The following is a 12,165-nucleotide window of genomic DNA, read 5'->3' on the forward strand; positions in this document are numbered from 1 at the left end:
AGCGGAGCCTGGCGACCTACTGGCCACTTCCCGCGTGTGAGAGGGAAAGCTGTTTGTGAATCTGGGCCGTGCAGAACCCTAAGCTCAAATAGAGGAGCTTCAGCATCTGGGGTAACTTCGCTCAAATTTGCATGGGGTGCTGTTGTCAGTATAGCTCGGTTGATCAAGGGCGGCTGGCCAGGGACCAGATCACGTATATCTTTACCCGCAATGAACCAGGTGGCTTGTTGAGAGCTCCCCCAAAGGGAGGCAAGGCCTCTGCGGCAATCTTCGCCAGTCACCTCCCCCTCGCAGTGCAAACGGATAACTCTGTATCTGTTTCCCTGAGGTTGCTGAACATGTAATAAAAGCTCCATGGCTCCGTATCAAACACCAGATTATGTGGCATGACAAGGAAAGAAAACAGAGAAACAACCCGCATCAATTGTTGTGACTCCCCGTGGCATAAAAAATTTTTTTTGGAGCCAGCCATCACAGTCTCACAGCACATGTGGTGAGAATGGGGAATAATCACACAGACTTCCCAGCCTGTTTGTGAGCGAGACAGACCGCTATCCGGTAATTTTATAGGTGACTGTATTTACCCAATAATCGGGTTGGTACGACCAGTAGCTTCTACGCTGTAGTAGCAGAGCACGGTTCCACCGTCACCAGACGGTGCAGCCCCTAACAAGGAGTATGTAAGTGAACGCTGATCTTGTAGTCGTAGGCTCGGGTCTCTTCGGCCTGACCATCGCAGAGCAAGCTGCAACCGAACTCGGTCTTAAAGTAGCCCTGCTAGACCGGCGCCACCACATCGGTGGTAACGCCTATAGCGAGAACGAAGAACGTACCGGTATCGAGGTTCACCGCTACGGTGCCCACCTTTTCCATACCTCCAACGAGCGCGTATGGGAATACGTCAACCGATTTACTGGATTCACTAACTACACCCATCGTGTCTACACTAACCACAAGGGTATCGTCTACCCCATGCCCATCAACCTGGGTACTATCAACCAGTTCTTCAATGCAGCGTACTCGCCGGCAGAAGCTAAGGCCCTCATTCAGGAGCAGGCAGGCGAACTAGCAGGTACTGACCCCAAGAACCTCAACGATAAGGGCATCTCCCTGATTGGTCGCCCCCTCTACGAGGCATTCATCAAGCACTACACTGCAAAACAGTGGCAGACTGACCCAGCTGACCTTCCTGCCTCAATCATCTCCCGTCTACCGGTGCGGTATAACTACGACAACCGTTACTTCAACGATAAGTATGAGGGCCTGCCCGTAGACGGCTATACCGCCTGGCTCGAGCGCATGGCAGCTCACCCCAATATTGAGGTGCACCTCAATACTGACTTCTTTGAAGAAGGCCACGAATACTCACGTTCTAAGGTACTCGGCCAAGTACCCGTTATCTATACCGGCCCGGTCGACCGCTATTTTGACTATGCAGAGGGCAACCTCTCCTGGCGCACTATTGACCTCGAAGAAGAAGTGCTCGATATTGAGGACTTCCAGGGCTGTTCTGTGATGAACTACCCCGATGCAACCTATCCCTACACCCGTATCCACGAATTCCGCCACTTCCACCCCGAGCGTGATTACACCAAGGAAGCTACCGTCATCCACCGTGAATACTCACGTTTCGCTGAAAAGGGCGACGAACCCTACTACCCGATTAATACCAGCGCTGACCGTGATATGCTTCTGCGTTACCGTGAACTAGCTGGCGGCGAGCAGAACGTCCTCTTTGGCGGACGCCTAGGTACCTACAAGTACCTCGATATGCACATGGCAATCGGCGCAGCTCTCTCGATGTTTGATAATAAGCTACGCCCTCACTTTGAAAAGGGCGAAAAAATGGTTTCCGGCGGTATTGAGGCTTAAGGAGTAATGATGACTAAAGAAACTTTGCTAAATGTTGTTTTCCCCACAATCGAAAATAATGATACAATACCATTATATGTAGACTATGGTGGTGCTCAGTCGGATGCTGATACAAGTTTTCTTTATCAGCGCGAAACAGATTTTAAACAAGAGCTGAAAAATAAATCTCCACATGAAAATATTTCTATTGATTTCAAAAGCGGCGAAGTAGGTAACCCGACAAGTCGCTACTCGATTAAAATTAATCCAAATACTCGTACCTCGTTTGCTACATATTTTAATGCTTTCCCAGCATCTTATTGGAAGCGCTGGACAAAGATTAAAAATGTATGTTTAGATTTTTCTACAGATGGCGATGGCGTACTGTTTATCTACAAATCTAATGCATGGGGAAACGTTCAAACTGTAAAGTCGCTTCCCTTGCATGATGCGACAACTATGTCTGTACAACTACCCTTAGATGCCTTTGGCGATGGTGGGTGGTACTGGTTCGAGATCGTTGCTTCTTCTACTCCTGTTCAGCTAAATTATGCTCGTTGGACTACTGATACCGAACGGGTAAAGGCTGGCACAGTTACGCTTCAGATAACAACGATGAATAAAGTCAGTTACTGTCTATCAAATCTGAAATCTTTGGGCGAAAGTCCTGAGGTTTTGGAAGTATTGAAGGAAGTTCTGGTAGTAGATCAGGGCTCAGATAAAGTTCAGGATCACCCCGACTTTGAATCAATAGCATCGAAACTTCAAGGTAAATTGCGAATCATCAACCAGGCTAACTTGGGTGGTTCAGGGGGATTCGCGCGTGGGATGTTCGAAGCGGTTAAAAATGAATCCGACTATGTTCTGCTATTAGATGATGATGTCAAAATCGAGCCGGAGTCAATCCTCCGATCTATTAAATTTGGAGATTATTGTAAGAATCCCACTCTAGTCGGAGGTCATATGTTTGACCTTAACAACCGGACTGTTTTGCATACTTATGGTGAGAAGATTAATCCTTATCGTTTTTTCTGGGAGCCTGCTCACGACTCGCTAGTTCCTGGTTTCAATTTTTCATATAAGAACCTTAAAAATTCCCCCTGGCTCCACCGCCGTATTGATGTTGACTACAATGCATGGTGGATGTGCTTAATACCCACGAAGGTAATTAAGGAAATAGGCCTTTCGCTCCCTGTATTTATTAAATGGGATGATGCAGAGTACGGTTACCGTGCGAAGAAAGCTGGCTATAACACCGTTTCTTTACCAGGTGCCGCAGTTTGGCATGTTTCATGGGTTGATAAAGACGACCTAGTCGGTTGGCAAGCATATTTCCATGAGCGTAACAGACTGATTGCTGCCCTGTTGCATTCTCCCTACCGTAAGGGGGGGCGCCTTCTGAAAGAGTCTGTCTTTGCCGATTTTAGGCATCTTGTATCTATGCAGTACTCGACCCAGGAAGGGCGGATTAAGGCATTTCAGGATGTCTTAGCAGGTCCTGAACAACTTCACGATATTCTTGATGTAAGAATCAAGGAAATTAGGGAGATGCTTTCTAAATATTCCGAGACACAATTTGTTAAAGAAATTGATGATTTACCGCGGCCTCAGGAAACCAGGCCACCTCGTAAGGGTCGAGGCTTTGCCCCACCTAGCTACAGGTCTTTGTTGCCTTGGACCCTTAAGACGGTAATTAGACAGACAGTAGTGCCTGTAAACGCTGAACTGAGGGAGCGCCCTCAGGTTCATATTGCGCATCAGGATAATCGTTGGTGGAGAACATCGCAGTATGACTCCGCGATTGTATCGAATGCGGATGGGTCAGCAGTTTCATGGTACAAGAGGGACCCGGAGATGCTCCGACAAAAAATGCTGGAGGCAACTAAATTGCATGCCGCCCTTTATGCTAATTGGGACGAGCTCAGCAAAATATATCGTGCTAAGGCTAAAGATATTTCCTCTTACGAAGCTTGGGCTAAGACCTTTGAGAAGCATACGGAGTCTGAGCTGACCCGATGAACGCAGTAAAGACTACTTCCCTACTGCCCCCAGGGCGCGGTAGAGGGCTACGAGATGTTTTCCATAACCGTTATCTGCTCAAACTCCTGGTTGATAAGGAGATTCAGGTTCGTTACCGTGGCTCCGTTCTCGGTATCCTGTGGTCATATATCAAACCCGGTGTACAGTTCGGTGTTTTCTATGTCGCCATGGGCCTTTTCCTGGGCCTTGAGCGCGGTATGCAGCACTACGCCATTTACCTCTTCTCCGGTATGGTTATCATCAACTTCTTTTCGGAGGGGTTTAGTAACGGGGCAAAAGCAATGGTGGTTAACGGGGCGCTGATCAAGAAGATTTACCTTCCGCGTGAACTCTTCTCAGTTTCAACGGTTTGGGTCGCGCTAATTCATTTCGTACCCCAAATTGTGGTACTTCTTGTTGCCTGTTTGTCTGCCGGTTGGAGCCCTGACCTTAAGCAGATTGGTGCCGCCTTGGTGGGAATCGCTATCATCATGCTGTTCTCGGCTGGCCTGGGTCTTATCTTTGGTGTTGCTAATGTGTTCTTCCGCGACTCAGAGAATATTGTGGATATGCTCCTGATGGTGGCGACCTGGTTCTCACCGGTGCTTTACTCCTGGACGATGGTCCGCGATACTCTCTATCCTTGGGTTATCAATGTGTATATGATGAACCCACTTACCGTCGCGGTTGAGTTGTTCCACTACGCCTTCTGGATTCCCACCTTATCGGCTGATGCCGCGCTACTGCCAACTTCCCAGATTCCCCCGCACCTGCTGACTTTCTGGGTTCCTATAGCACTTCTTATATCACTGGTTACCCTGTGGATTGGCGATACGCTTTTCCGTAAGCTCGAGGGTAATTTTGCCCAGGAGCTCTGATTCATGTGGATATAAGGAAATTTGATTTGCCACCGGTCGCTCCGGACGCACCCGTTGTCATTAGAGTTGATTCGCTGGTTAAGCGCTTTGTCTTAAGGCATACCCGCTCCATGAAGGAGGCCTTTATTTGGCTGATTAAGGGGCGCAAAGGGGACCTCAACGAGAAGTTTAATGCTCTCAACGGGGTTTCGCTGGAGGTCCGTGAGGGTGAGCGCATAGCTTTGCTGGGCTATAACGGTTCGGGTAAGTCGACTCTGCTCAAGCTGATCTCTGGGGTGATGCACCCCGATGAGGGTAGCATCTTGGCTGGGGGACGTATTGCTGGCCTGATTGAGGTAGGTGCTGGTTTCCACCCGGATCTGACCGGGCGAGATAACGTCTACCTGAACGCAGCTATCCTGGGCATGAGTAAGCAAGAGATTGAAGAGAAATTCGATCAGATTGTTGCTTTCTCAGAGATTGGTGACTTTATTGATACCGAGGTGAAGTTCTATTCTTCGGGTATGTATCTGCGCCTAGCTTTTGCTGTGGCTGTGCATACGGACCCTGAGATTTTCTTGGTTGATGAGATTCTTGCGGTGGGTGATGAGCCTTTCCAGAAGAAGTGTATTGCCAAGATTAAGGAGCTCAGTGCCGAGGGTAAGACCCTGGTGGTTGTCAGCCATGACCTTGATTTGGTGGCTAAGATTTGTGAGCGCGGTGTCGTGCTGGATCACGGTACTAAGGAGTTTGACGGCCCGATTGATCAGGCTATTGAGTTCATGAGAGCCAAGAACCAGTAGCTCGATTGCCCTGGTAAAGGTGCCCGCAGGATCTATGTCCTGCGGGCACCTTTCTGTGTTGTTACTAGTGAGTAACATATTGTGTGCCCAAATGTTACGTCACACACAAGGGAGGGCGCGGGCGGGAGGCCTGACTAGCTGAACCGCGAGTATCGCCTAGTCAGCTACTTCTTACAAATTTTAATTGCTTTCCTAGGACTGTGCCTGATGCGGGTTATCCACAGGTGAGCTGAGAAATGCTTTGGTTGTTTACACTAATCAACTGTATCTTGTTGATGAACGTAGCAACGAGTTGCAAGGAAGCGCAGGTGATGGCTCATGGGTCTCACAGAAGCCGAGCGTCTGATTGAGTCTGATGTGCGTGAGCTAATCCGCAAGAGCAGTATCGACCCGCTAGCCCAGCAGAATGAAGCGAAAGAGCTTATCTACAAGGCGCTGCGGTCTTATGAGCAACAGATGGTGCGTGGGCTGGTTCCCCGGATTGAAGGAACTGACCAGCTTGTTAATACCCTGTTTGACCGTGTCTGCGGTTTTGGTGAAATTCAGCAGTATCTTGATGATCCGTCCATTGAGGAGATTTGGATTAACTCACCAACTGAGGTCTTTGTAGCCCGTGCCGGCGAATCGGAGCTCACCGGGTTGATCCTCAGCGAAGAACAGATTAGGGCTTTGGTTGAGCGGATGCTTAAAACTTCTGGGCGCCGCCTAGACCTTAGCACTCCGTTTGTTGATAGCTCTTTACCAGATGGCTCCCGTTTGCATGTTGCTATTCCTGATGTCACCAGAAAACACTGGTCTATCAACATCCGGAAATTTATTGCCCGGGCGACTAGATTGACTGACCTGGTTAAGCTGGGGTCTTTGAGCCCTGACGCTGCTAAGTTTCTTGATGCGGCAGTTGCTAGCGGCCTTAATGTCCTGGTCTCTGGGGCTACTGCAAAACACCCGTAAACAATAACGTTAAATGTAATGTCTTTGCCCTGAAATTATTGGGGAGCGGATATGTCTTGTTGAGTTCATCTGAACATGCATCGCAGGGGGTAAAGTTGTTGTGGTGGGGCGATACTCAACCAAACACACTATCTAAGTAGATATGGATACAGATATGGTTACTGTAGTTTCTGATGCGACTGGCTACAACGGAAGTGAGCCGACTAAACCTTGTCCGAACTGCGGTGAAGAAAAGCCGTATTCTGACTTTGGCTGGAGGAACATGGGCAACGATACTGTTCGCCCCCAATCCTGGTGTAAGGATTGTCGCTAACTTCTTTTCCTAGTGTGGGGTGATAGCGTATCGGTTCCTTTTTCCCTAAACTAGAATTTTTGTACGAATGCCGCTCCACGCTAGGAACCTTGAATGAGCTCTACACCTTTGGCCCCCATCGTTAAGTGGGTTGGTGGTAAGCGTCAGCTTTTGCCTGAGATTTCTAAGCGACTGCCCAACGACTTAGGAACTTATTTTGAGCCATTTGTGGGTGGTGGAGCGGTTCTGCTAGCTACTCAGCCGGAAACAGCTGTTGTTAGTGATTTGAACTATGAGCTAGTGAACCTTTACCGGGTTGCTAGAGATAACCCTACTGGACTCCTTGAGCTGGCGCGTTCTTATCCTAACGAACCTGATTTTTATTATGAGTTGCGGGGGCTTGACCGTGATGAGGTGGCTTTTTGGGCTCTTACACCGCTTCAGAGGGCAGCCCGTATGTGGTTTTTGAACCGGACCGGGTTCAATGGGATGTATCGGGTGAACTCGCAAGGCTATCAGAATGTGCCTTTTGGACGATATAAGAACCCATCCTTTGACGAGGCTAACTTGTTCGCGGTGTCTGAATACCTACAAGGTGTTGAGATTTTGCACAGTGATTATAAGGACGCTGTTTTTAGTGCTGTGGCGGGTGATTTTGTGTATTTTGACCCGCCCTATGACCCTGTAAGCCCTACGGCGACTTTTACTGCCTACAGTTCGGATGGGTTTACTCGTGAGTCTCAGCGTGAGCTTATGGAGCTGTGTGTTTCTCTTGACGAGCGCGGTGTGCGTTTTATGTTGTCGAATAGCAACACAGACTTTATTCGTGACCTGTATTCTGGTTTCAACGTTCATATTGTTGAGGCTCGACGTGCGATTAATTCTGTTGGTTCTAAGCGTGGGGCTGTAGAGGAAGTTTTGGTTACAAATTATGGCAAGGGTGAAGTCTAAGGCCCAGATTGCGCTTGAGGTTCTTGAAGATGACCTTAAGGGGCATTTTGGGGCTCCGTGTGGTTATAAGCCAAGTTATTATCATTTGGCTTGGATGAAGCTTTTTAAAGAGTTGAGTCTTCTTGACGTTGTGAGGTCTCAGGGATTTGTGAAGATTACTCCAACTCAGATAAAAGACCATACAGGCATGGAACCCCGCTTGATTGCTAAGCATGATTTTGGTCAGCAGAGGCCGTGGTTGTTTGAGCAGTATGGTTTGAATATATTACCTTTGTCCACTCAAGAGTATGTTGTGGGCAAGTTTGACACCTTTACGAAGTTTCCGACTGATATAGATTCTCATCCGGTGAAGAGGATGGCTTTTCCTTCTCATATTGAGTCGATTGACTACCAGAGTTTAACCAGCGAGGCTATCCAGTTGAATGCCGCTTATATTGGTGGTGTCTTCGCGGATTTCTTGGGTGAGGAGTCGCTGGAGCATACTTTGAGCGGTCGTATGACGACTGGCGCTTTTGACCTTGATATTAGTGGTTTGCCAACTTTGGCCATTGCTGGCTCTCAGATGGAGATTGATGGAGGTTATGAGGGTAAGGGTTGCTTGGCGATTGTTGAGGCTAAGAACAAGTTAAGCCCTGATTTTAATTCTCGACAGCTGTATTACCCGTTCCGCCGGTTTGAACAGGTAATGAGTACGAAGCCTGTTCGTAATGTGTATCAGGTTTTCTCGGATGGGGTTTTTAATCTTTTCGAGTATGTTTTTGAGGATTCGAGGGATTTTACGAGTATTCGTCTTGCGAATCGGCGTAGGTACACCTTGGATGCTGGCGTTATTACTATGGCTGAGTTGACCAATTTGGCTCATAATCCACCTCAAGTGCCTTCTGGTTATGGACAGGCAACTTTTCCTCAGGCTGATACTTTTTCGCGTGTGGTAAATGCATGTGAGTTTATTGCTAGGCAGGGAAGTTCTACTAGGCAGGAGATGATTGAGGAGAATGGTTTTGTTCCTCGTCAGGCTAAGTATTATGGGGATGCTGGCGAGTATCTTGGAGTGTTTGAGGTTTCTGATGGTGTGATTTCTTTGACTCCGTTTGGCAAGCGTCTTATGGCTTTGGACTCGTTGAAAGAACGCAAGCTGGCATTTGCTGGTCTTATCTTGGCTGATGAGGTGTTTAGACAGACGTTCTTAGATTCTCTGAAGCTGGGTGTTCTGCCCTCTAAGGAGCGGGTTGCGTCTATTATGACTGCTGTCGGTGTGCGGGACTCGAAGGGAGAAATTTTAGGGGCGACTACGATTAGTCGCCGTGCGGCTACTGTTTTATCTTGGGTGCGTTGGATTACTAATTTGGTAACTGAGTAGTATGTGGGGACTCCTGCCACTTAGGGGTTTTCGCCTTTGATGGAATGGCTCGGAGTGGGTCTTTGCAATATCAAAAAACAGGCAGTTCTTTGCACATTATGGCTTCTTCCTTGAAATGGCGGATAGGAAAAGAAAGCTCCAGCTAGGGTTTCTGGTGTATTCCCCCTGCACAGGGAGAGGGCTTTCTAATATCCGAGTTCTCTATAGAAATCTGCTACTGGTATGTCTAAGCCTCTTGCTAGTAGTGGGAGCTTGTTGACACCAATTGTAAAAGCGCCTCTTTCGAGCCTACTGATGGTGGAGACAGCTAAACCAGTGGTGTGTGCGAGTTCTTCTTGAGTGATTCCGCGCTTTTTGCGTAGGTTTTTGAGTCTTTGTCCGAAGAGCTTGGTTTCCGCTTTTTCATCGAAGTCATAAATCATGCCTCCAGCGTGTCGCCCCTGCTCATATATGCCCAGAGCACATATGCCTAGTTAGACTAGAAAGGCCATAAATATTTAAGAGATTGGTTTGTTATGAAACTTGTTCATGTTCTGAATCTGTGCGCTGTAGCTGGGGTTGCTCTTACCGGCTGTGGGGGAGGGGCCTCGGAGGGGGCGGCTCCTGAAGGTGTGATTTCTCCAGCTGCTGAGATGGACCCGGCGACTTGGGTGAAGGAGAACTGTCCCCTGAAGGGCTGGAAGTATGAGGATGGGCTGTGGATTTTGACTCAGGCTGCTCTGACCCCTAATCCTGATGCGGATGCCGAGGACCGTCCGCGTGTTTATATTCATGATGAGGTAAACCGCCAGGCTCAGGCTACGGAGTTTGTGTCGGGGCCTGTGTGTTACGAGCGTCCTGCTGAGGGCGGGGACACCGGGGGAGTTAGCGCGGTTGATGTAGCGACTGGTGATGATGTGTCCCTTATTCAAGTGAAGACCCCTCAGGGGCTTGCTTGGGTGGATAAACCCGACCTGGGTAGGGAAGTTTTTGAGCTTACCTACAGGGAAGGGTCTGAGTATGAAGGCTTTGAATATACCCCGCTGAATGAGTTTAATGATATGAATCAGATTATGGTTGAGGATTCGGAGGCTCCTGACACCTGCATCATTAATGGGTGCTCATCTTAGGGGTAAATAAAACGCTCCTCTCTTCTTTGAGAGGAGCGTTTTTTGTTTCGCTAATTGTACGGTTTCCGAAATATTTTATGTTGGTTTTTCTAGTGCGTTTTTTCTGATGTTTTCATTGCGGTTACTTTGTTGCGGTAATTGTTTCAAGATTGGGATAATGGAAACATAAGTTACCGGAATAATGGAGGTTTGAAAATGTTATTTGGTTACATTCGTGTGAGTACAGCCAAGCAAGAGAAAAATTACAGTCTGGACTATCAGCGAGAACAGCTCATTAAGTCTGGTGTTGCTCCAGAGAATATTTTTCAAGATGTAATGAGTGGGGCTAAAGCCTCGCGCCCTGGGCTTGAAGATTTAAAAACCCGTCTCCGTGAGGGGGACGAATTGATAACTGTGTATCTTTCCCGTCTAGGGCGTAACCTGGCTCAGATGACTCAGCTACTTGAAGAGATGCAAGCAAAAGATGTTACAGTTCGCGCTCTGAAAGATGGTGTGGATACCAGTTCGGCGGTGGGGCGTATGCTTTTTGGTGTTCTTGGCGCGGTTGCTGAAATGGAGCGTGAGCAGATTAGGGAACGTCTTGAGATGGGTAGGGCTAAAGCCGCTGAGTTGGGGCGTGTGGGTGGTCGCCCTAAGAAGTATGGGGCAGACACTGCTAGGCGTTTGCATGGGATGCTTTTAGAGGGTTTTTCGGTGCGTGAAGTCACGGACAGATTGAAGATTTCTAATGAGACGTTTTATAAGCTAAAGAGTGGTTATAGGCCTATTTTGTCTGCTGATGGTGGTCGTGTTATAGGCGTAATTGAAACAGACTCAGAAAATGAATCTGTTAAAAGTTATGAAAATGGAATTTCATAGAGGTTATTTTGAAGTCGTTACTAGGTTCAATTTTGGTGGAGGAAATCTGGGGTAAGACGCGGGTATAGGGGCGTTTATTGGGTCGTTTATTGCCTTGACCATCGGCTTTTCCGAAATGATTGGATTTCACCGTGACCAGCGCCCCTTTTGCCCGCACCCCTCTAGGGAAAAAGTAGCGCACACCCTGAAATAGCTGGATTTGGCATTTTTGGGTCTGTACCCCCTCCCGCTGAGGGGTGCAGGTTTACTAGATTTTCGTTTACCCCTTTCCCGCCCACAGGCACAGTTTCGCCTGCATTCCAACTCTCCCGGAGCCTGACCAGTCCAGGGGGGGGGCGCCCGCAGGGCATGGCCGCGCACGCGCAAAGTTTCGCCGGGTAGCTCGCTCGTTCCTCACTCACTAACCCGCCTCAACTTGTGCGGTGCCTATAGCGGCCACACGGCCCACAGGGGGCCGTGGCAGAGGCTTCATTGCCAGCCTCTCCTACTCCGCTAGCAGGGGAGTGTTCATTGCCACCCCCTCGCTTGCCCCCGGCTAGCAGGTGGTCTCATTGCCGACCCCCTCGCTTGCCCCCGCTAGGTAAGGGTTGCTCATTGCCGCCCCTGTACCGATTCACCCAGGCTAGTTTGCCACTCAGTCGCCGTTCTTTACGTTCCGGCTTTGGCTGCTGTCGCTCTGGGGGTGGGTGTTGCTTTCTTGGTTAGTTATTGTGTGTGGGTGCTTGAGTTCTTTGAGTACATGATGGGTTTCTGCTCTGGTTTGTTTTCTTGCTTTGGTGGGTGATGGGTTCTCTTTGTTCACTGGTGCTCTGTGATTGTTTTGTGTGCTCTCTGTCTGCTGTCTGTAATGGGCTTCTTGCTGTGTTTGTGGTTGGGTTGGTTCTTTTATCGGATAGGTAATAACGCTTGTGATGGGGTTTTTAATCGCGGTGCTCTATCTGTGGTTAGTTGGTGCTCTAGAGGCTTGATAATAATTCGTGTGATGGGGTTCTTTTGCTTTCGTGGTGGTGGGGTTCTGTCTGTTGTGGCTGGTTTTGGTCGCGTGTATATATGAATGAATTTGTTTCCCGCCCTGATTGCATCAGCCTCGGGGCCGACCCTTGCTATCAGCTGG

The 12,165-nt window shown here is 48.6% G+C and carries 9 protein-coding genes and 1 pseudogene; 9 read left to right on the forward strand and 1 reads right to left on the reverse strand.

Going from position 1 to position 12,165, the window contains the following annotated elements; genetic code table 11:
- Positions 1 to 684: 684 nt before the first annotated feature.
- The 7 genes and pseudogenes from glf (at position 685) to ACN080_RS08765 (ending at position 9,084) form a co-directional block, all read left to right on the forward strand.
- Positions 685 to 1,872: a UDP-galactopyranose mutase gene (gene glf, locus ACN080_RS08735; RefSeq protein WP_419104281.1), complete on the forward strand. Its 1,188-nt coding sequence runs from the start codon at positions 685 to 687 to the stop codon at positions 1,870 to 1,872.
- Positions 1,873 to 1,878: 6 nt separating this feature from the next.
- Positions 1,879 to 3,870: a glycosyltransferase gene (locus tag ACN080_RS08740; RefSeq protein WP_419104282.1), complete on the forward strand. Its 1,992-nt coding sequence runs from the start codon at positions 1,879 to 1,881 to the stop codon at positions 3,868 to 3,870.
- A complete protein-coding gene (locus tag ACN080_RS08745; RefSeq protein ID WP_419104283.1) occupies positions 3,867 to 4,748 on the forward strand; it encodes an ABC transporter permease in 882 nt (293 codons plus the stop codon). Before ACN080_RS08740 ends, ACN080_RS08745 begins: the two co-directional genes overlap by 4 nt.
- A 5-nt stretch (positions 4,749 to 4,753) precedes the next feature.
- Positions 4,754 to 5,530, forward strand: a complete 777-nt coding sequence (locus tag ACN080_RS08750; protein WP_419113568.1) for an ABC transporter ATP-binding protein — start codon at positions 4,754 to 4,756, stop codon at positions 5,528 to 5,530.
- Between the two features lie 510 nt (positions 5,531 to 6,040).
- Positions 6,041 to 6,466 (forward strand): annotated as a pseudogene (locus ACN080_RS08755) (ATPase, T2SS/T4P/T4SS family); the annotation flags it as partial.
- 421 nt (positions 6,467 to 6,887) lie between these two features.
- Entirely contained in the window at positions 6,888 to 7,724 is an 837-nt protein-coding gene (locus tag ACN080_RS08760) for a DNA adenine methylase (protein WP_419113569.1), read from the forward strand.
- A complete protein-coding gene (locus ACN080_RS08765) occupies positions 7,705 to 9,084 on the forward strand; it encodes a type II restriction enzyme (RefSeq protein ID WP_419113570.1) in 1,380 nt (459 codons plus the stop codon). Before ACN080_RS08760 ends, ACN080_RS08765 begins: the two co-directional genes overlap by 20 nt.
- 185 nt (positions 9,085 to 9,269) lie before the next feature.
- Here ACN080_RS08765 and ACN080_RS08770 read toward each other — a convergent pair whose 3' ends face one another.
- Positions 9,270 to 9,506 (reverse strand): helix-turn-helix domain-containing protein, encoded by a 237-nt coding sequence (locus ACN080_RS08770; protein ID WP_419113571.1) that lies wholly within the window; start codon positions 9,504 to 9,506, stop codon positions 9,270 to 9,272.
- A 93-nt stretch (positions 9,507 to 9,599) separates the two neighbouring features.
- Here ACN080_RS08770 and ACN080_RS08775 point away from each other — a divergent pair, with 93 nt between their 5' ends.
- Both ACN080_RS08775 and ACN080_RS08780 read left to right on the forward strand, forming a co-directional pair.
- Positions 9,600 to 10,193 (forward strand): hypothetical protein, encoded by a 594-nt coding sequence (locus tag ACN080_RS08775; protein WP_419113572.1) that lies wholly within the window; start codon positions 9,600 to 9,602, stop codon positions 10,191 to 10,193.
- Positions 10,194 to 10,388: 195 nt separating this feature from the next.
- Positions 10,389 to 11,051 (forward strand): recombinase family protein, encoded by a 663-nt coding sequence (locus ACN080_RS08780; RefSeq protein ID WP_419113573.1) that lies wholly within the window; start codon positions 10,389 to 10,391, stop codon positions 11,049 to 11,051.
- Positions 11,052 to 12,165 lie beyond the last annotated feature (1,114 nt).

The sequence above is a fragment of the Rothia sp. CCM 9416 genome (assembly GCF_048513535.1).
In the GTDB taxonomy this organism is placed as follows: Bacteria; Actinomycetota; Actinomycetes; order Actinomycetales; family Micrococcaceae; genus Rothia.